16 protein-coding genes and 2 tRNA genes are annotated in these 20,200 nt (G+C 72.0%); 13 read left to right on the forward strand and 5 right to left on the reverse strand.

Annotated elements, in window-relative coordinates:
- Window positions 1-119: 119 nt before the first annotated feature.
- Complete coding sequence (gene pepN, locus AMK13_RS00225) at window positions 120-2,684, reverse strand: aminopeptidase N (protein ID WP_074000680.1); 2,565 nt, start codon at window positions 2,682-2,684, stop codon at window positions 120-122.
- A gap of 226 nt (window positions 2,685-2,910) precedes the next feature.
- On the opposite strand from pepN, the gene AMK13_RS00230 reads away from it, so the two are divergent.
- Window positions 2,911-3,543, forward strand: a complete 633-nt coding sequence (locus AMK13_RS00230; protein ID WP_074000681.1) for a mycothiol-dependent nitroreductase Rv2466c family protein — start codon at window positions 2,911-2,913, stop codon at window positions 3,541-3,543.
- Window positions 3,544-3,599: 56 nt separating this feature from the next.
- On the opposite strand, the gene AMK13_RS00235 is transcribed toward AMK13_RS00230, so the two are convergent.
- On the reverse strand, window positions 3,600-5,027 hold the full coding sequence (locus AMK13_RS00235; protein ID WP_074000682.1) for an amino acid permease: 1,428 nt from the start codon (window positions 5,025-5,027) through the stop codon (window positions 3,600-3,602).
- Between the two features lie 266 nt (window positions 5,028-5,293).
- Between AMK13_RS00235 and AMK13_RS00240 the strand changes: the two genes are divergently transcribed.
- From AMK13_RS00240 to AMK13_RS00255, 4 genes are all read left to right on the forward strand, one after another.
- Window positions 5,294-5,893: a biotin transporter BioY gene (locus AMK13_RS00240; RefSeq protein ID WP_074000683.1), complete on the forward strand. Its 600-nt coding sequence runs from the start codon at window positions 5,294-5,296 to the stop codon at window positions 5,891-5,893.
- A 79-nt stretch (window positions 5,894-5,972) separates the two neighbouring features.
- Window positions 5,973-6,458 carry a ribose-5-phosphate isomerase gene (locus tag AMK13_RS00245; protein WP_049648958.1) on the forward strand — a complete coding sequence of 162 codons (486 nt, stop codon included), beginning with the start codon at window positions 5,973-5,975 and terminating at the stop codon, window positions 6,456-6,458.
- A gap of 329 nt (window positions 6,459-6,787) precedes the next feature.
- A complete protein-coding gene (locus AMK13_RS00250) occupies window positions 6,788-8,014 on the forward strand; it encodes a SpoIIE family protein phosphatase (protein WP_079271718.1) in 1,227 nt (408 codons plus the stop codon).
- A 500-nt stretch (window positions 8,015-8,514) separates the two neighbouring features.
- Window positions 8,515-8,712, forward strand: coding sequence for a hypothetical protein (locus tag AMK13_RS00255; RefSeq protein WP_049648957.1), 198 nt, complete (start codon window positions 8,515-8,517; stop codon window positions 8,710-8,712).
- 33 nt (window positions 8,713-8,745) lie between these two features.
- Here the strand turns inward: AMK13_RS00255 and AMK13_RS00260 are convergent, their stop codons facing one another.
- Window positions 8,746-9,537, reverse strand: coding sequence for a DUF6348 family protein (locus tag AMK13_RS00260; protein ID WP_143204453.1), 792 nt, complete (start codon window positions 9,535-9,537; stop codon window positions 8,746-8,748).
- 189 nt (window positions 9,538-9,726) lie between these two features.
- On the opposite strand from AMK13_RS00260, the gene AMK13_RS00265 reads away from it, so the two are divergent.
- Complete coding sequence (locus tag AMK13_RS00265; RefSeq protein ID WP_074000684.1) at window positions 9,727-10,284, forward strand: DUF6197 family protein; 558 nt, start codon at window positions 9,727-9,729, stop codon at window positions 10,282-10,284.
- A gap of 104 nt (window positions 10,285-10,388) precedes the next feature.
- On the opposite strand, the gene AMK13_RS00270 is transcribed toward AMK13_RS00265, so the two are convergent.
- A tRNA-Gly gene (locus AMK13_RS00270) sits at window positions 10,389-10,459 on the reverse strand.
- A 182-nt stretch (window positions 10,460-10,641) separates the two neighbouring features.
- Here AMK13_RS00270 and AMK13_RS00275 point away from each other — a divergent pair.
- The 5 genes from AMK13_RS00275 (at window position 10,642) to clpX (ending at window position 15,588) form a co-directional block, all read left to right on the forward strand.
- Window positions 10,642-10,715: transfer RNA gene (locus AMK13_RS00275), tRNA-Pro, on the forward strand.
- 305 nt (window positions 10,716-11,020) lie between these two features.
- Window positions 11,021-12,412, forward strand: coding sequence for a trigger factor (gene tig, locus AMK13_RS00280; protein ID WP_074000685.1), 1,392 nt, complete (start codon window positions 11,021-11,023; stop codon window positions 12,410-12,412).
- Window positions 12,413-12,680: 268 nt separating this feature from the next.
- Window positions 12,681-13,301, forward strand: coding sequence for an ATP-dependent Clp protease proteolytic subunit (locus tag AMK13_RS00285; protein WP_049648988.1), 621 nt, complete (start codon window positions 12,681-12,683; stop codon window positions 13,299-13,301).
- Window positions 13,302-13,357: 56 nt separating this feature from the next.
- The gene (locus AMK13_RS00290) at window positions 13,358-14,020 is read left to right on the forward strand and encodes an ATP-dependent Clp protease proteolytic subunit (RefSeq protein ID WP_049648953.1); all 663 of its coding nucleotides are present in this window, start codon (window positions 13,358-13,360) and stop codon (window positions 14,018-14,020) included.
- A 278-nt stretch (window positions 14,021-14,298) separates the two neighbouring features.
- The gene (gene clpX / locus AMK13_RS00295; RefSeq protein WP_045696864.1) at window positions 14,299-15,588 is read left to right on the forward strand and encodes an ATP-dependent Clp protease ATP-binding subunit ClpX; all 1,290 of its coding nucleotides are present in this window, start codon (window positions 14,299-14,301) and stop codon (window positions 15,586-15,588) included.
- Window positions 15,589-15,657: 69 nt separating this feature from the next.
- Here clpX and AMK13_RS43270 read toward each other — a convergent pair whose 3' ends face one another.
- On the reverse strand, window positions 15,658-16,530 hold the full coding sequence (locus AMK13_RS43270; RefSeq protein ID WP_074000686.1) for a hypothetical protein: 873 nt from the start codon (window positions 16,528-16,530) through the stop codon (window positions 15,658-15,660).
- Window positions 16,531-16,720: 190 nt separating this feature from the next.
- Here AMK13_RS43270 and AMK13_RS00305 point away from each other — a divergent pair, with 190 nt between their 5' ends.
- Window positions 16,721-19,360 carry a valine--tRNA ligase gene (locus tag AMK13_RS00305; protein ID WP_049648951.1) on the forward strand — a complete coding sequence of 880 codons (2,640 nt, stop codon included), beginning with the start codon at window positions 16,721-16,723 and terminating at the stop codon, window positions 19,358-19,360.
- 311 nt (window positions 19,361-19,671) lie between these two features.
- On the forward strand, window positions 19,672-20,196 hold the full coding sequence (locus AMK13_RS00310; protein ID WP_074000687.1) for a hypothetical protein: 525 nt from the start codon (window positions 19,672-19,674) through the stop codon (window positions 20,194-20,196).
- Window positions 20,197-20,200: the final 4 nt, after the last annotated feature.

Below are 20,200 nucleotides of genomic sequence, written 5' to 3' on the forward strand. Positions count from 1 at the left end.
CGCGCCGGAGAACGGCCGTGGGCCCCGGCCCGCCCCTGGTTTCCAGGAGCGGGCCGGGGCCCACGGCCTCTACCGCGTACGGCTGTCGCGGCGCGGTCGGTGCGGCGTACGGCGGCCCGTCAGATCCGGTCGCAGGCCTGCGCCCGCAGCGCGCGGGCCAGGTCGTCCCGGCGCTCCAGCACCAGGCGGCGCAGCGCCGGCGCGGCCTGCGGGTGCCCGGCCAGCCAGCCGTCGGCCTCGGCCAGGGTCTGCTCGGACGCCTGGGCGAGCGGGAAGAAGCCGCCGACGATCCGGATCGCGATCTCGATGGTCCGGTCGGCCCAGACCCGCTCCAGCAGCTTGAAGTACGGCGCCGCGTAGAGGGCCGTCAGGTCGCGCTGGGAGGGGATCGAGAAGCCCCCGGTGTTGGCCTCGACCAGGGCGCTCGGCAGCTCGTCCGAGTCGATGACGGCCGACCAGGCGGCGGCCTTGGCCTCCGCGGTGGGCCGGGCGGCCAGGCACTGGGTGTGGTGCCGCTTGCCGCTCGCGGTGTTGTCGGCGGCCAGCTCGGCGTCGAGCTCCTCGTCGGCGGCCTGGCCGGCCGCGGCCAGCGCCAGCCACAGCGACCAGCGCAGGTCCTGGTCGACCTCCAGGCCGTCGATCCGGGCGCTGCCGGACAGCAGGCCGCGGACCAGGCCGAGGTGCTCGGCGCCGCCCGCGGTCTGGGCGAGGAAGCGGGCCCAGGCCAGCTGGTGGTCGCTGCCGGGGACGGCCTCGCGCAGCTCGCGCAGGGCGCCGTCGGCGAGCAGCCGGCCGCCCTCGCCGCGCCAGGCCGGGTCGGCGTACAGGTCGACGGCGGTCTTGGCCTGGGCGTGCAGCGACTGGAGCACGCCGATGTTGCCCTCCTGGCCGGCGAAGCGCAGCACCAGGGCGACGTAGTCGCGGGCCGGCATCAGGCCGTCCCGGGTGAGGTTCCAGACCGCGGACCAGGTCAGCGCCCGGGCCAGCTCGTCGCGGATCTCGCCGAGGCCGGCCCGCAGGTTCTCCAGCGACTCCTCGTCGAAGCGGATCTTGCAGTAGGTCAGGTCGTCGTCGTTGAGCAGCACCAGCGCCGGGCGGGGCAGGCCGGCGGCCTCGGTGACGACGGTCCGGGCGCCGGTGACGTCCAGCTCGATCCGCCCGGTGCGCACCAGGGCGCCGTCCGCGTCCCGGTCGTACAGGCCGACCGCGATCCAGTGCGGGCGCAGCACGTCGCCGTCCTGGAGCACGGCCAGCTCGGTGATCCGGCCCTCGGCGTCGGTGGTGACCTGCGGGGTGAGCGCGTTGACCCCGGAGGTCTGCAGCCAGGCGGCGGCCCAGGCCTTGAGGTCGCGGCCGCTGGTCTCCTCCAGCACCTCCAGCAGGTCGCCCAGCTCGGTGTTGCCGAAGGCGTGGCGCTTGAAGTAGCGGCGGGCGCCCTCGAAGAACGCCTCCGAACCGACGTACGCCACCAGCTGCTTGAGGACGGAGGCGCCCTTGGCGTAGGTGATGCCGTCGAAGTTGAGCTTGGCGTCCTCCAGGTCCCGGATGTCCGCGGTGATCGGGTGGGTGGTGGGGAACTGGTCCTGCCGGTAGGCCCAGGCCTTGCGCTGGTTGGCGAAGGTGACCCAGGCCGAGGAGTAGCGGGTGCGGGCGCCGATCAGGCCGTAGGAGCCCATGAAGTCGGCGAAGGACTCCTTCAGCCACAGGTCGTCCCACCAGCGCATGGTGACCAGGTCGCCGAACCACATGTGCGCCATCTCGTGCAGGATGACGTTGGCCCGGGCCTCGTACGCGGCGTCGGTGACCTTCGAGCGGAAGACGTACTCCTCGCGGAAGGTGACGCAGCCGGGGTTCTCCATCGCGCCGATGTTGTACTCGGGGACGAAGGCCTGGTCGTACTTGCCGAAGGGGTACGGGTAGTCGAACTGCTCGTGGAAGAAGTCGAGTCCGAGCTTGGTGACGCCGAGGATCTCGTCCGCGTCGAAGTACGGGGCCAGCGACTTGCGGCACATCGCGGAGAGCGGGATCTCCAGCGCGGTGCCGTCGGCCAGTTCGCGGCGGTAGTGGTCGCGGGCGACGTGGTACGGGCCGGCGACGACGGCGGTGAGGTAGGTGGAGATCGGCCTGGTCGGCGCGAACTCCCAGGTGCGGGCGCCGTCCTGCTCGGTGACGTCCTCGTGCGGGGCGTTGGAGCGCACGTCCCAGGCGGCCGGGGCGGTCACGGTGAAGGCGAACGGGGCCTTCAGGTCGGGCTGCTCGAAGTTCGCGAACACCCGGCGGGCGTCGGCCGGCTCGTAGTGGGTGTAGAGGTAGGTCTCGCCGTCCACCGGGTCGACGAAGCGGTGCAGGCCCTCGCCGGTGCGGCTGTAGGCGCAGTCCGCCTCGACGGTCAGCACGTTCTCGGCGGCCAGGCCGTCGACGTGCACCCGGGCGCCGTCGTAGGCGGTGGCCGGGTCGAGGGCGCGGCCGTTGAGGGTGACCGAGCGGACGGCGGGGGCGAGCAGGTCGAGGAAGGTGTCCGCACCGGGCTGGGAGCAGCGGAAGGTGACGGTGGTGGTGGAGCGGAAGGTGCCGGCCTCCCGGTCCGGGGCCGAGGTCACGTCCAGCCGGACCTGGTAGCCGTCCACGGCCAGGATGCTGGCCCGCTGCTGCGCCTCGTCGCGGCTGAGGTTCTTGCCCGGCACGGCGGTACTCCTTTGTCCGGCTCGCACGGTGGTGCGCCTGTGGGTGGTGCGGTCTCGGCGCGGGGTGTGCCCCGCGCACGCGGGGTCATCCTTTCACGCCCCGCGGCGTCAGTACCATTGCACAGGCCGCCGCGTTCGCATCGGAATCAGCGGTGCGGGGCGGGTGTTGGCGTTCCCGGGGCGGAACTCCTCCGTGTCCCGGACCACCTCACGAAGGGCACCCGCAGTGACGACTGCCGCTGAGCGCAAGACCGCCGACTTCTGGTTCGACCCGGCCTGTCCGTGGGCGTGGATGACCTCCCGCTGGCTGATCGAGGTCCAGCAGGTGCGTCCGGTCGACGTGCGCTGGCACGTGATGAGCCTGTCGGTGCTCAACGAGCACCGGGACCTCCCGGAGAACTACCGGGAGCTGCTGGACAACGCCTGGGGCGCGGTGCGGGTCTGCGTCGCCGCCGCCGAGCAGCACGGGCCGGAGGTGCTCGGCCGGCTCTACACGGAGCTGGGCGTGCGCTTCCACAACCAGGGCCTGCCGCAGAACCGGGAGACCGTCGAGGCCGCCCTGGTGGCCGCGGGCCTGCCCGCCGAGCTGGCCGCCGCGGCCGACACGGACGCGTACGACGAGGCCCTGCGCGCCTCGCACCAGGAGGGCATCACCCTGGTCGGCGAGGACGTCGGCACCCCGGTGATCGCGGTCGAGGGCGCGGACGGCGAGCGGGTGGCCTTCTTCGGCCCGGTGGTCACCCCCGCCCCGAAGGGCGAGGCCGCGGCCCGGCTGTGGGACGGCACCCTGCTGGTGGCCTCCACCCCGGGCTTCTACGAGATCAAGCGCACCCGTACGGCCGGCCCGTCCTTCGAGTAACGGCGCCGGACACGCGGCAGGGCCCGGTACCGGGCCCTGCCGCGTGCGCGGGGAGGTCAGCGGAGTGCGGCGGCGTCCCGGCGCTGCTTGAGCAGCCCGGCGACGGTGAGCGCCGCGACCAGCACGCCGGCCGCGTACAGCTGCTGGCGGTTGCCCTCGGTGGTGGTCATCAGGGCGAGGATGCCGGCCACGGCGGCCATCGCGATCCAGGTCAGGTACGGGTAGCCCCACATCTTCACGGTGAGCAGCTCGGGGGCCTCGCGCTCCAGCCGGCGGCGCATCCGCAGCTGGACCACGCAGATGAACAGCCAGACCACCAGGATCGCCACGCCGGTGGTGTTCATCAGCCAGGTGAACACCGTGTCCGGCCAGAACTTGGAGGCCAGCACGGCGCCGAAGCCGAACAGACAGGAGGCCAGGACGGCTCTGCGCGGCACCCCGCCGCCGACCTTGGCCAGCGCCTTGGGGCCCTGGCCGCGGCCGACCAGCGAGTACGCCATCCGGGAGGCGCCGTAGATGTTGGCGTTCATCGCGGACAGCAGCGCGACCAGCACCACCACCTGCATGATCAGTCCGGCGGCGGGCACCCCGAGGTGGCTCAGCACGGTGACGTACGGGCCGTCCGCGACGACCTTCGGGTCCTTCCAGGAGACCAGGGTGACCACCAGGGCCATCGAGCCGATGTAGAAGATCGCGATCCGCCACACCGCGGTGCGCACGGCGTTGGCGACGTTCTTCTTGGGGTCGTCGGACTCGGCGGCGGCGATGGTCACGGTCTCCAGACCGCCGTACGCGAAGACCGAGGCGAGCAGGCCGACGATCAGCCCGCTGACGCCGTTGGGCAGGAAGCCGCCCTCGCCGGTGAGGTTGTGCGCGCCGGGGGCGCCGGGGCCGATCACCCCGGCGATGCCGAGCCCGCCGAGGACCAGGAAGGCGATGATCGCGGTGATCTTGATGGCGGCGAACCAGAACTCGAACTCGCCGAAGTTCTTCACCGCGGTGAGGTTGCTGGCGCAGAAGAAGGCCATGAACAGGGCGACCCAGACCCAGGCGGAGACGCCGGGTATCCAGCCGTTGACGATCTTCCCGGCGGCGGTGGCCTCGGCGGCGACGCCGCAGCAGAGCATCACCCAGTACATCCAGCCGGCCGTGATCCCGGCCCAGGGGCCGATCTCCTTCTCGGCGTGCACCGAGAACGAGCCGGAGGCGGGGCGGGCGGCGGACATCTCACCGAGCATCCGCATGATCAGCATGACCAGGAGGCCGGAGAGCACGAACGCCAGGATGATCGCCGGACCGGCGGCCGCGATGCCGGCGCCGGAGCCGACGAAGAGGCCGGCGCCGATCACGCCGCCGAGGGCGATCATGGACAGGTGGCGCTGCTTCAGGCCGTGGGTGAGCTGCTGGCCACCCGGCGCCGGGGCCGCGGCCGGTCGGGTGCCGTCGGGGGTCCCGGGCGCCGGAGGGGCGGAAGTGGGGGCCATAGGGGTGGTTCCAGACTGTGCGGTATGCGACATGAGCTGTCCAATATCCGGCGCCGCCGCTGTCCATGCCAAAGATGATCGGTTCGGGCCCAGTATGCGGACCATGCCGAAACCCAAAGTGATCATGTTGTGACCGGGGGTTGTCCCGAGTCGGTTCCGACAACGCCCGAGGGCGGGGGTTTGTCCGAAACCGTGCCGTTCGCCCAGTGGATCACCGCGTAGGTTCACAGGTGTTCACTCACCTGGACTCTCACGGAGGAGCCCCGATGGCCACTGCCACCACCCCGATACCGCGCCGCGCCGTCCTCGCCGACCTGCTGCCCGCCGCCTCCACCCGCCTCGGCGCCCAGGCCCGCGACCTGGCCCTGGTGGCCGGCGGCGCCGCGCTGACCGGCGTGGCCGCCCAGCTGTCGGTCAACGTCCCCGGCTCGCCGGTCCCGGTCACCGGCCAGACCTTCGCCGCCCTGCTGGTCGGCACCGCGCTCGGCACCCGCCGCGGCGCCGCCTCGCTGGTGCTGTACCTGCTGGCCGGCATGGCGGGCCTGCCCTGGTTCACCGGCGGCGCCACCGGCTGGGCGTTCCCGACCTTCGGCTACGTGCTCGGCTTCGTCGTCGCCGCCGCCCTGACCGGCGCGCTGGCCCGCCGCGGCGCCGACCGCACCCCGGTCAACACCGCCGTCACCATGGTCCTCGGCAGCCTCGCCATCTACGCGGTCGGCGTCCCGTACCTCGCCCTGTCGCTGCACGTCCCGCTCGCCCGCGCCGCCGAGCTCGGCCTCTACCCGTACCTGGTCGGCGACGCCCTCAAGGCCGCCCTCGCCGCCGGCGCCCTGCCGCTGGCCTGGAAGCTGCTCGGCCGGCGCTGACCACCCCCGCCGCGCCGACCGCTCCCCGCCGGCGCCCCCGTTGTCGGGCCCGGGCGCACGCGCATGCCACACTCATGGCATGCGCGTGTACCTGGGCTCAGACCATGCCGGATACGAACTGAAGAACCACCTCGTGGAGTGGCTCAAGGGGGCCGGCCACGAGCCGGTCGACTGCGGGCCGCACATCTACGACGCCGAGGACGACTACCCGCCGTTCTGCCTGCGCGCCGCCGAGCGCACCGCCGCCGACGAGGACGCCCTGGGCATCGTCATCGGCGGCTCGGGCAACGGCGAGGCGATCGCCGCCAACAAGGTCAAGGGCGTCCGGGCCGCGCTGGCCTGGAGCGCGCAGACCGCCGAGCTCGGCCGTCAGCACAACAACGCCAACGTGATCTCCATCGGCGGCCGCATGCACACGGTCGAGGAGGCCACCGGCTTCGTCGAGGTCTTCCTCAAGACCCCCTACAGCGGCGAGGCCCGGCACACCCGCCGGATCGAGATGCTGAGCGAGTACGAGACCACCGGCGAGCTCCCGCCGATCCCGGCCCACCACCCGCAGGGCTGATCCCGCCACCCACCCTCTCCGGCGGCCGGCCGCACGCTCCCGTGCGACCGGCCGCCGCCGTCTCCGGGCCCCCGGAAGCGCGTGACGCGCCCGGAACGGCCCCGCGCCGCCTGTGGGATCGGCCACAGGCCCCCGCGCGCCGGAATCCCCGCGCGCGGGGCGCACGCGCCGCCCGCACGGTTCGTACGCCCAACCCGCGCAGGCCTCCTGACGGCACGCCCGCAACCGTTCCGATCGGCCGAAACCCGGTGGACGCCCCGCACTCCGGCGCCACCGCCCGCCCCCGTCCCGTCGACGCCGGGCGGTGCCCGTGGATAGGGTCGGACCCCATGGCTGGCAGAGCGCCGGGCACACCGCCCCAGACGACTGCGACGAGGCCCGGCGCCGCCCCGGCGTCCGAGTCCGTGACGGCCCGGTTGCGCAAGAGGCTCCGCCGGGTCCGCCGAAGGCTGCGCACGGCCGGGGTGGACTACTTCCGCGGCGGCGCCGCCGACTGGCCGGTGCTCTGCGCGCTCGCCCTGCTCGTCCCGCTGCTGATCATGCTCAACATCTGGATCCCCGGCTGGGCCCCGCCCACCTCCCTGGTCCTGCCGATCCTGGCCGGCGCCCTGCTGCTGCGCCCCGGCAGCCTGGTGGTGCTCTACGCGCTGGCCGCCCTCGGCCTCTCCTCCGAGTCCGTGATCCACACCGGCCAGCGGGTCGCCAGCAACAACCCCGAGGCGTACCTCTACGGGGTGACCCCGGGCGCGGCCCTGGTGGTCGGCGCCGCCGGCGTGGGCGGCCTGCTGCTCGCCCAGTTCCGGGCCCGGGTCGGCGTGCCGTGGTGGGGCGGCTCCACCATGCTGTTCGACCTGCGCGAGCGGCTGCGGGTGCAGAGCCGGGTGCCCGAGCTGCCGGACGGCTGGCACGCGGACATGGCGCTGCGCCCGGCCGGCGGCCAGTCCTTCTCCGGCGACTTCGTGGTCGCCGCGCGCACCGGCCCCGGCCAGCGGCTGCTGGAGGTGGTCCTCGCGGACGTCTCCGGCAAGGGCATGGACGCCGGCTCCCGCGCCCTGCTGCTCTCCGGCGCCTTCGGCGGCCTGGTCGGCTCGCTGCCCGCGCACGACTTCCTGCCCGCCGCCAACGGCTACCTGCTGCGCCAGTCCTGGGAGGAGGGCTTCGCCACCGCCGTCCACCTGGTGCTGGACCTGGACACCGGCGAGTACGAGCTGCTCTCGGCCGGGCACCTGCCGGGCATGCAGCGGCTGGCCGGGGAGGGGCGCTGGGAGGTCAAGCAGGCCGAGGGCCCGCTGCTGGGGATCTACGACGGCGCCAAGTTCGAGGGCGTGCGCGGCCGGCTGAACCGGGGCGACGTGCTGATGCTGTGCACCGACGGCATGGTCGAGGCGCCGGGCCGGGACCTCGGGGAGGGCATGGACCGGTTGATGGGGGAGGCGGACCGGCTGGTGCCCGGCGGCGGACCCGGCACGGGCGCGGGCGCCGCGGGCGCGCTGATCGAGACGGTCGCCCGGGACATCAACGACGACCGCGCCGTGCTGCTGCTCTGGCGCGACTGACGCCCGCCGACGCCCGCCCGGCCCCCGCTGCCGGGGCACATGCCGGAGGCAGCCGCGGCTGTCAAGCCTGGCAGCTGATCTTCAGCCAAATCGGACGCCCCGTCGACTGACCGGACCACTGGCTTCCGTTACCCGCCCCCGACGGTTTCCCGGCCGCTCAGCACGGCCCCGCCGACGATTCGTCAGGACGGCTCCGCTATCGTCCCGGTCGGCGGAAACTCGTCTCGCATCGCAGGATATCGGCGTTGGGCTGACTTTCAGACCTTTACGCAATCGGCACGGTCGACCACACTGAGTCCGGGCGGGACTGTTCAGGATTCGGGGGATAGGGGGCGTCACGTGCGGCACGACAGACAGCGGTCGACCGCGGGCTCCCTCACCGGCGGTGTGCCGGACGGTCCGCGATTCCGCCTCGGGACCGTCGGACAGGCCGGGGTCCGGCTTTCGCAGGTGCCGCCGGGCGGCGGCACCACGCTATGAAAACGAGGAAGTGAGTCCGGGTGGCACTCTCCGTCTCCGCACTGGTCCTGTTCGCGATCCTGTGCATCATCTTCATCCGCAACAAGCAGATGAAGATCCCGCACGCGATCGTCGCCGCCCTGTTCGGCTTCATGCTGCACGAGACCACGGTCGCGACCTCCATCAACTCCCTGCTGGCCAACCTCGCGCACAGCATCTCCGGCATCACCGGAGGCTGATCCGGCCGGGCCGTCCGCACCCCCGCCGCGGGGCTACCGGCCGGCCCGTCTGGCTTCCCGCCAGCGAGCGAACAGTCCCCGGGGGCGCGCGGCCGCCGGGGCCGGGACACGCATCGGTGCGGGTGCCACGGCACCCGCCGACGTGTGCTGCCCCGACGCCGCCGGCTCGGCCGTCAGCAGGACGAACAGCCGGGCCCAGCACAGCCGTTCACCCCGCGGCCAGTCCAGCGCGCGCAGCGCCGCCGAGGCCGCCTCCGACACCTCGCCGCCCACCCGGACCTCGGCGACGTCGTCCCCCGCCTTGCCGCCCAGGAAGAGCTTGACGCCCACCGGCCCGGTCCCGGTCAACTCCGCGCGCAGCGCGGGCGCGAGCGCCGGCAGCACCCGGTGCTCGGCCAGCCAGCCCGCCAGGTGCTCGTTGCCGAAGCCGAACACCGCGGCCGGCCCCTGCACCGCCCGCCAGCCCGGGAGTTCGGGCAGGGCCGGGCGGTCGGCGTGCACCCCGCGGCCCTCCGCGAACTCGACCAGCACCGGGGCGGTGGTGGTCGCCCACATCTTCACCGCGTTGGCGAGCTTCTCCTCCTCGGTCTTGCCGAGGCCGGCCGCGCAGTCCCACACCACCGGGGCGTCCGCCCGGCCCAGGTGCAGCACGAAGCCGAGGTCCACGTGCCCGGCGCCGTCGTCCCCGGGGTGCTCGCGGACCGCCACCGCCGTGGTGCCGGGGCCGCGGACCACCTCGCCGTCCGGGCGGAACACCTGGCCCAGCCGCGCCATCTCGCGGACCACACAGCGCTGTATGACGGCCAGCCGCTCCTGAGGACCCACCGGGACTCCTCCACCTCGGGAGCGCGCGGATGAGGTCGCGCTCGAACTCCGCTCGAACGCCGCCGAGGCTATCGGCCTGGCAGCCCACCGGGAAACCGTGCGGACCCCGCGGCCCTCCGGTCGCGGAAATGTTCGGAATGCCCCACTTTGGGCAGCGGAACCTGAAGGCCGTCCGCCCGGAGGACCCGCATGCCCCGCAGCGCCGCCCCGCCCCCGTCCGTCCTCCTCGCCCCCGCTCCGCCGCCGTTCGGCCCCGCGGACTCCGGACTGGTCGCCGAGATCGAGGCCTACCTCGCCTCGCTGCCCGCCCCCGCGCGCACCCCGGTGCCGTACGTCTGCCCGTACGGCAGCACCATGCGGCCCTGGCAGGCCGGCCACCCCGAGCCCCGGGCCACCCTGCTCGACCGGGCGCTGGGCCGGCCCGCCCGGCCCGTCCCGGTCGCGGCGGCCGACCACCTCAGGCTCGCCTCCCGCTACATCGGGGCGCACGGCTGGCTCCAGGGCGCGATGTGGGACGAGGCCGGCCGGGTCTGCCTGCTCGGCGCGCAGGCCGCCGTGCTGGCGCACGGCTACGGCACCCCGGCCACCGTGCGCACCGCCCGGGTCCAGCTGATGGAGGTGCTGCACGCCACCGGCCGCCCGGCGCGCTCCCCGGACGAGTACAACGACCGCCCGACCACCCGGGAGGGCGACGTCCACCAGCTGCTGGACCGGGCCGCCGCCCGGGCCGCCCGGCTCGGGCTCTGAGGCCCCCGCGATGCCTCCGGGTGCCCCGCAATGCCTCCGGGGGCTTCCGGGCGGGAAAACGTCGACGGCCCCGGTGTGCTGGGCACACCGGGGCCGGACCGGAGAGCGGGCGACGAGAATCGAACTCGCGTGACTAGTTTGGAAGACTAGGGCTCTACCATTGAGCTACGCCCGCACGACCTTCCCAGCCGTCACCGGCCGGAAGTTCGGGGGACAGCCTACCTGGTCCGGCCGCCCGCGTGCACACCGGATCGCGCACACCCCCTGCGCGCCCGCGCGGTATATCCCGCGTCGCGCCCGGGCGGATTGTGTCGGCGAGCCGCCCAGGCCCGGCGTGTACGCTTCCTCTCGGCACCACGGGGTGTGGCGCAGTTTGGTAGCGCGTCCGCTTTGGGAGCGGAAGGCCGTCGGTTCGAATCCGGTCACCCCGACAGTGCGGCAGGGTCTCGTCCGTAGGGGCGGGGCCCTGTTCTGTCTCGGCGCTCCCGGACGGCGGTACGGTGGCGCCTGGCGTCCGCCTTTGGTGGTACCGGTAGGATGGGGCGCTGGCGGTAGTCCCTGTGGCGTCAACCCAGGTCAACCGCACGAGGGCGAGGAGTCAAGCTCACCGTCCACCCCACGGGAGATGCAGCTCCAACCGCCCATCGCCCGTCTCGTCCGACCCCCCTTCCGGCTCCGTCCGGACGACGGGGACGGGCGGAGACAACCTGACCGCAAGCCCCTAGGAGACCTAACCGTGAAGAGCGCCGTCGAGACTCTGAACCCGACCCGGGTTCGACTCACCGTCGAGGTGCCCTTCGAGGAGCTCAAGCCCAGCCTCGACGCGGCGTACAAGAAGATCAACCAGCAGGTCTCGGTCCCGGGCTTCCGCAAGGGCAAGATCCCGAACCGGGTCATCGACCAGCGCTTCGGCCGTGGCGCCGTGCTGGAGGAGGCCGTCAACGACGCCCTGCCGCGCTTCTACACGCAGGCCGTCGACGAGGGCAAGATCGAGGTCCTCGGACAGCCCGACATCACCAACATCGAGGGTGTCGAGAAGATCGCCGATGGCGGCGACCTGAAGTTCACCGCCGAGGTGGACGTTCGTCCCGAGGTCACCCTGCCGGAGTTCTCCTCCATCGAGGTGACCGTCGACCCGATCGCCGTCTCCGACGAGGACATCGAGAAGTCGCTGGAGCAGCTGCGCGAGCGCTTCTCCTCGGTCAAGGACGTCGAGCGCGCCGCCGCCGCCGGTGACATCGTGGTCGTCGACCTGGTGGCCAAGGTCGACGGCGAGGTGCCGGAGGACGGCACCGCCAACGGCGTCAGCTACGAGATCGGCTCGGGCCGTCTGATCGACGGCATCGACGAGGCCGTCATCGGCCTGTCGGCCGGCGAGGAGAAGACCTTCGAGACCGAGCTCAAGGGTGGCACCCAGGCGGGCAAGACCTCCGAGGTCTCCGTCACCGTCACCGCCGTCCAGGAGAAGGAGCTGCCCGAGCTGGACGACGAGTTCGCCCAGCTGGCCAGCGAGTTCGACACCCTGGAGGACCTGCGCGCCGACTCCCGCAAGCGCCTGGAGCGCATGAAGGAGTACGACCAGGCCACCCAGGCCCAGGAGAAGGTCCTGGACGCGCTGCTCGCGCTGGTTGAGATCGAGTACCCCGAGAAGCTTCTCAAGGACGAGGTCGAGACCCGCAAGCACAACGTGGAGCACCACCAGCTCCAGCCGATGGGCCTCACCATCGACGCGTACCTGGAGACCCAGGGCAAGACCCGCGAGGAGTGGGACGCGGAGATCGAGGAGCAGGCGAAGAAGGGCATCAAGACCCAGTTCGTCCTGGACCAGATCGTCGCCAACGAGGAGCTGGGTGTTAACCAGGAGGAGCTCACCGAGCACCTCATCCGCCGCGCCGCCGGCTCGGGCCTGACCCCGGACCAGTTCGCGCAGCAGGTCGTCCAGGGCGGCCAGGTTCCGCTGCTGGTCGGCGAGGTCGCCCGCGGCAAGGCGCTGGCCACCGTGGTCGAGGCCGCCAAGGTCGTCGACACCGAGGGCAACGAGGTCAACTTCGACGACGAGGACGAGACGGCCGAGACCGTCGAGGCCGCCGCCGAGGAGACCGCCACCGAGGAGAAGACCGAGGCCTGAGCGCCCCGGTAGCCCCTTCCGGCCGCAGCGGGCCCGGACGCCGTACGGTGTCCGGGCCCGCTGTCGTCCGGCCCGGCGGCCGCCGCGACCCTGCGCTCACAGCGAACAGTTCTGCGTGAGGGATTCTGCGGCCGGGCCTGCGCGTTAGGGTCCTTGGACAGCAACAATCACGACGTGATACCCGGAAGCTGTGCGACACCGCGACGGCCGTGGAGCGACCGTCCAAATCGACTGAGCAGGTGGCTAAGTGACGTTCCCGCAGATGCAGATGCCTGGCCCGATGGCACCGCACGCCGCCGCTGGTGACGTGCTCGGCGGCCTTGGCGACCAGGTCTACAACCGGTTGCTCAACGAGCGGATCATCTTCCTCGGCCAGGCGGTGGACGACGACATCGCCAACAAGATCACCGCGCAGCTGCTGCTGCTGGCCGCGGACCCGGAGAAGGACATCTTCCTCTACATCAACTCCCCGGGCGGCTCGATCTCGGCCGGCATGGCGATCTACGACACCATGCAGTACATCAAGAACGACGTCGTCACCATCGCGATGGGCATGGCGGCCTCGATGGGCCAGTTCCTGCTCACCGCGGGCGCCCCGGGCAAGCGCTTCTCGCTGCCGAACTCCACGATCCTGATGCACCAGCCCTCCGCGGGCCTCGGCGGTTCCGCCACCGACATCCGGATCCAGGCCGAGCAGCTGCTCCGCACCAAGAAGCGGATGTCCGAGCTGATCGCGCACCACAGCGGCCAGTCCTTCGAGCAGATCACCGCCGACTCCGACCGCGACCGCTGGTTCACCCCGGAGGAGGCCCTGGAGTACGGCCTCATCGACGCGATCATGCACAGCGCCGCGGACGTCCCCGGCGGCGGCGGCACGGGCGCTGCCTGAGCCTCGGCCCGGCCCGCGACACCACAGCCCCAACGCCTCGGAGGACAAGGACCCCCATGAACATCCCCAGCCTGTCGGCCGCCCAGGCCCGCGTCGAGGACATGCGCGCCGAGGGCCGCTACATCGTCCCGCGCTTCGTCGAGCGCACCACGCAGGGCATCCGCGAGTACGACCCGTACGCCAAGCTGTTCGAGGAGCGCATCATCTTCCTCGGCTCGCAGGTCGACGACGTCTCGGCGAACGACATCATGGCGCAGCTGCTGTGCCTGGAGTCGATGGACCCGGACCGCGAGATCCAGATGTACATCAACTCGCCCGGCGGCTCGTTCACGGCCCTGACGGCCATCTACGACACCATGCAGTACGTGAAGCCGGACATCACCACGGTCTGCATGGGCCAGGCGGCCTCCGCCGCGGCCGTGCTGCTCGCGGCCGGCACCCCCGGCAAGCGGATGGCGCTGCCGAACGCCCGGATCCTCATCCACCAGCCGTACACCGAGACCGGCCGCGGCCAGGTGTCCGACCTGGAGATCCAGGCCAAGGAGATCTTCCGGATGCGCGAGCAGCTGGAGGAGATGCTGTCCAAGCACTCCAACCGGACGGCGGAGCAGGTGCGCGAGGACATCGAGCGCGACAAGATCCTGACCGCCGAGGAGGCCGCCGAGTACGGCCTGATCGACCAGATCATCTCCACCCGCAAGACCTCGCTGACCTCCTGAGGTCGGCTCCCTCCGGCCCGCGAGCGGGTCGGCGGGGCCCGTCGGGGCGGGGTGCGCACACGGGTGCGCACCCCGCCCCGGCCCATCGGCGGGCCCGTGCGACGGCATCTGTTCGGTATCAATTCGCCCAGGGCGTAGGGCAGACCTGGCGAAGAGGACGGAATCACGGGCCCGGCAGAGTACCGTCGGATAGCGAGACCGAGCGCCGTCGGCGTTGACGGTCCACAGCACCAGGCCCCGGAACCCCTGCGGGGCCCCTGGCGAAGGGGAAGCACCTCGTGGCACGCATCGGAGACGGTGGCGACCTGCTCAAGTGCTCGTTCTGCGGCAAGTCGCAGAAGCAGGTGAAGAAGCTGATCGCCGGCCCAGGCGTGTACATCTGCGACGAGTGCATCGACCTGTGCAACGAGATCATCGAGGAGGAACTCGCCGAGACCTCCGAGGTGCGCTTCGAGGAGCTCCCGAAGCCGCGCGAGATCTACGAGTTCCTGGACCAGTACGTGGTCGGCCAGGACCTCGCCAAGAAGGCGCTGTCGGTCGCCGTCTACAACCACTACAAGCGGGTCCAGGCGGGTGAGGCGGGCCGCAGCGGGGGCAACGGCCGCGAGGACGCCATCGAGCTGGCCAAGTCCAACATCCTGCTGCTGGGCCCCACCGGCTCCGGCAAGACGCTGCTGGCGCAGACCCTGGCCCGGATGCTGAACGTGCCGTTCGCGATCGCGGACGCCACCGCGCTGACCGAGGCCGGCTACGTCGGCGAGGACGTCGAGAACATCCTGCTCAAGCTGATCCAGGCGGCCGACTACGACGTCAAGAAGGCCGAGACCGGGATCATCTACATCGACGAGATCGACAAGGTCGCGCGCAAGAGCGAGAACCCGTCGATCACCCGGGACGTCTCCGGCGAGGGCGTGCAGCAGGCCCTGCTGAAGATCCTGGAGGGCACCACCGCGTCGGTGCCGCCGCAGGGGGGCCGCAAGCACCCGCACCAGGAGTTCATCCAGATCGACACCACGAACGTGCTGTTCATCGTCGGCGGCGCGTTCGCCGGCCTGGAGCGGATCATCGAGGGCCGCGCGGGTGCCAAGGGCATCGGCTTCGGCGCCAACATCCGCTCCAAGCGGGAGTCGGACGCCAGCGACCACTTCCGCCAGGTGATGCCCGAGGACCTGGTGAAGTTCGGCATGATCCCCGAGTTCATCGGCCGTCTGCCGGTGATCACCAGCGTGCACAACCTGGACCGCGAGGCGCTGCTCCAGATCCTCACCGAGCCGCGCAACGCGCTGGTCAAGCAGTACCGCAAGCTGTTCGAACTGGACGGCGTGGAGCTGGAGTTCTCCCGGGACGCGCTGGAGGCGATCGCCGACCAGGCGATCCTGCGCGGCACCGGCGCGCGCGGGCTGCGGGCCATCATGGAGGAGGTGCTGATGTCCGTGATGTACGAGGTCCCCTCGCGTCAGGACGTCGCCCGCGTGGTGGTCACCGGGGACGTCGTCTCCAAGCACGCCATCCCCACCCTGGTGCCGCGCGACATGATCAAGCGCGAGCGCCGGGAGAAGAGCGCCTGACCCGAGGCCGACGCCACGAGGAGGGGCCCCGCACCGGATCCGGTGCGGGGCCCCTCCTCGTGGTGCGCGCTACTTGGCGACGACCATGGCGTCGCGGATCGCCCTGGTCTGGTCGGCCGCCTGGGTCAGGGTGGTCTCCTGGCCGCCGGTGAGCTGGCCGTGGCTGTTCACGTTCATCCTGCTGAAGGTGACCCGGCCGGTGGTGGACCTGTCCGCCCACACGCAGACCGTCGGACCGGGCTTGCCCGCGATCCCGGCCACGCCGCAGGAGAGCTTCGCGGAGGAGTTCCTGGAGTCGCGGGCCGGGAAGTCGGTCAGCGGGGTGGTCCAGGTGACGTCGTCGTCGCCGGTGCTCTTCTTGGCGTCCGCGATGATCTTCCCGGGGTCGTTGAGCTTCCCGTAGACGCCGAGCACCGAGAAGGTGTCGAGGTCGGTGCCCCGGCTGTAGCTGGCCGCGATCACGTGGAGGTCCTTGCCGAAGTCCGCCGCCTCCGGCTTGTTCGGGTCGACGGCCTTGTCCTCGGCCGACTTCTGGGAGTAGCCGTCCGGGATGGTGTCCGGGGCGGACATCCGGTACCGGCCGCCCTGGTCGCTCCCGCCGAGGAACTTCCAGGCGGCGAAGCCGCCGCCGCCCAGCACCAGGGCGCCGACCACCAGCCCGATCACCAGGCCGCCCCTGCCCTTGCGCTGCTCCGGCTGCTGCGGGTAGCCCGGCTGGCCGTACGGGGCCTGCGGAGGCACACCGTACGGCTGCTGCGGGGGCTGGCCGTACTGCGGTTGGCCGTACGGGGGCTGCGGCTGCGGTTGGCCGTACTGCGGCCGGCCGTACGCGGGCGGGGGCGGGGGCGCGCCGTACGGCTGCTGCGGCGGCGGGCCGTACGGCGGCTGACCCCCGTACGGCTGCGGCTGTCCCTGCGGGTACTGCTGTCCCTGGCCGTACATCTGCGTCCGTGCTCCCCCGCCGCACCCGCGGCCTGTCGTCTGTCCGGTCGTCCGTGCCCGTCCGGTCCACCGGACGAGTGCCCGGGCACGCTACCGCACGGCGCCGGACCGGGACCCGTCCGGTCCGCGCCCGGGCCGCGGACCGGAAAGCGGTTCGTGACCCACCCCCCGGTTACGTAAACTGTGCGTCGTGACCGACACGACGAACCAGCGCCCCGTGAGCACCTTTGCCGGGGACGAAGCAGCGACCCTCCCGACGACCTACACCCCCGCGGACGTAGAGGGCGAGCTGTACGAGCGCTGGGTGGACCGTGGCTACTTCACCGCGGACGCGAAGAGCGACAAGCCCGCGTACACCATCGTCATCCCCCCGCCGAACGTCACCGGCGTCCTGCACCTGGGCCACGCCTTCCAGCACACGCTGATGGACGCGCTGACCCGCCGCAAGCGCATGCAGGGCTTCGAGACGCTCTGGCTGCCCGGCATGGACCACGCCGGCATCGCCACCCAGAACAAGGTCGAGCAGCAGCTCGCCGAGGAGGGCCTGTCCCGCCACGACCTGGGCCGCGAGGCCTTCGTCGAGAAGGTCTGGGAGTGGAAGAAGAGCTACGGCGGCCGCATCCTCGGCCAGATGCGCCGGCTCGGCGACGGCGTGGACTGGTCGCGCGAGCGCTTCACCATGGACGAGGGCCTGTCCCAGGCCGTCCAGACCATCTTCAAGCGGCTCTTCGACGACGGCCTGATCTACCGCGCCGAGCGCATCATCAACTGGTGCCCGCGCTGCCTCACCGCGCTGTCCGACATCGAGGTGGAGCACGAGGACACCCCGGGCGAGCTGGTCTCGATCCGCTACGGCGAGGGCGACGACTCGATCGTCGTGGCCACCACCCGGGCCGAGACGATGCTGGGCGACACCGCGGTGGCCGTCCACCCGGAGGACGAGCGCTACAAGCACCTCGTCGGCCGGACCATCAAGCTGCCGCTGACCGACCGTGAGATCCCGGTCGTCGCCGACGAGCACGTCGACCCGGAGTTCGGCACCGGCGCCGTCAAGGTGACGCCCGCGCACGACCCGAACGACTTCGCCATCGGCCAGCGCCACGACCTGCCCAACCTGTCCGTCATGGACGAGTGCGGTGCGATCACCGTGCACGGCCCCTTCCTCGGCATGGACCGGCTGGAGGCCCGCTCGGCCGTCGTCGGCGCGCTGCGCGAGCAGGGCCGGATCGTCGCCGAGAAGCGTCCGTACATGCACGCGGTCGGCCACTGCTCGCGCTGCCACACCGTGGTCGAGCCGCGGCTGTCGCTGCAGTGGTGGGTCAAGGTCGAGCCGCTGGCCAAGGCCGCCGGCGACGCCGTCCGCGACGGCAAGGTGGAGATCCACCCGAAGGAGCTGGAGCGCCGCTACTTCGACTGGGTCGACAACATGTACGACTGGTGCATCTCGCGCCAGCTCTGGTGGGGCCACCGGATCCCGGTCTGGTACGGCCCGGACGGCGAGGTCGTCTGCGTCGGACCGGACGAGCAGCCGCCGACCGGCGAGGGCTGGCACCAGGACCCGGACGTCCTGGACACCTGGTTCTCCTCCGGCCTGTGGCCGTTCTCCACGCTCGGCTGGCCGGAGAAGACCGCCGACCTGGAGAAGTTCTACCCGACCGACGTCCTGGTGACGGGCCACGACATCATCTTCTTCTGGGTCGCCCGGATGATGATGTTCGGCCTGTACGCGATGGACGGCGAGGCGCCGTTCAAGACCGTCGCCCTGACCGGCCTGGTGCGCGACGAGTTCGGCAAGAAGATGTCGAAGTCCTCCGGCACCGCGGTCGACCCGCTGGACTGGATGGACGCCTACGGCGCCGACGCCGTCCGCTTCACCCTGGCCCGCGGCGCCAACCCGGGCGCCGACGTGCCGATCGGCGAGGACTGGGTCAAGGGCTCGCGCAACTTCTGCAACAAGATCTGGAACGCGACCCGCTTCGCGCTGATGAACGGCGCCACCGTCGAGGGCCCGCTGCCCGCGCCGGAGGAGCTGACCGCGGTCGACCGCTGGATCCTGTCGCGGCTGAACGCCACCGTCGCCGAGGTGGACGGGCTGTACGAGGACTACCAGTTCGCCAAGGCCACGGACGCGCTGTACCACTTCGCCTGGGACGAGGTCTTCGACTGGTACGTCGAGCTCTCCAAGACCACCCTGGCCAAGGGCGGTCCGCAGGCGGACGCCTCGCGCCGGGTGCTGGGCGAGGTCCTGGACGTCACCCTGCGGCTGCTGCACCCGGTCGTCCCGTTCGTCACCGAGGCGCTGTGGACGGCGCTCACCGGCGCCGAGTCGCTGGTCGTGACCGAGTGGCCGAAGGACAGCGGCTACCGTGACGCGGCCGCCGAGTCGGAGATCGCCACGCTGCAGCAGGTGGTCACCGAGGTCCGCCGGTTCCGTTCGGACCAGGGCCTGCAGCCCGCGCAGCGCGTCCCGGCCCGGCTGGAGCTGGCCGGCACCGTGCTGGCCGTCCACGAGGACGCGATCCGCTCGCTGCTGCGGCTGACCGCGCCCGAGGAGGGCTTCGCGGCCACCGCCTCGCTGCCGGTGGCCGGCGCCACCGTGTCGCTGGACCTCTCCGGCACCATCGACGTCGCGGCCGAGCGCAAGCGCCTGGCCAAGGACCTCGCGGCCGCCGAGAAGGAGAAGGCCCAGACCACCGCCAAGCTCGGCAACGAGGCGTTCCTCGCCAAGGCGCCGGACGAGGTGGTCGCCAAGATCCGGGGCCGCCAGGAGGCCGCCGAGGCCGACATCGCCCGGATCACCGCCCAGCTCGCGGCGCTGCCGCAGGGCTGACCGCCCGTCCCCGCCGAAGGGGCCGTACTCCGCGACGCGCGGGGTGCGGCCCCTCGGCGTTTTCCGGGTTCCGGTTCCGGTTCGGCTTCCCCGGCCGCTTTCCTTACACCAAATAGCCCAGGAACATTGCTCCCTTCCGGCGAATTATCATCCTGCGACCGGGTGAGGTCCTATTCCGAGCGAATTGATTCCGGTCTTGCCCGCGCGGGTTCGCGGAAGTTTGCAGGTCCGCTGTGTACCGTGTGCACGGAGTTTCCGAATGGGCGTTTCCGCTGAGCGTTCCTGCTGAGCGACGGACGGGAGGGCATGGCGTGGTGGTGACCGAGGAGTTGGCCGACGAACTGCCTCTGGAGGCGGTCGAGGAGGCCAAGGCCAGGGCGGCGACCCTGCTGCTCGCGTTCCGGCACGGCAACCAGATCGCGTTCGACCACGAGCTGGACCTGCTGTTCGCCGAGCACGCCGAGCGCGAGGTGACCACCCTGCTCGCCTGGATCGCCGCCGAGGCCGTCCGCAAGGCGTACGCCCCCGAGGTCGGCGACCGGGTGCTGCGGGCGATGGCCCGGCGGGCCCCGGAGGACACCGGCGGGGTCGCGGTGGACGAGGAGACCGCGAGCGCGGCCCAGCTGATCGAGGCGGTGGCGGCCGGCGAGGTGGCCGAGGTCCGCGGCCTGGTGGCCGCGACGCCCGACACCACCTTCCTGCTCGGCGGTCTGCTGCAGGGCGTCGCGATGATGCTGCCGCTGCTGCCCGACGGTGAACTGGCCGAGATCACGGCCGAGTTGCGCCGTCGGCACGGCGGCGCCGCGCACGTCCCGGAGGCCCGGGCCGGGGTCTGAACCC

The organism is Streptomyces sp. CB02056 (genome assembly GCF_001905545.1).
Classification (GTDB): Bacteria; Actinomycetota; Actinomycetes; order Streptomycetales; family Streptomycetaceae; genus Kitasatospora.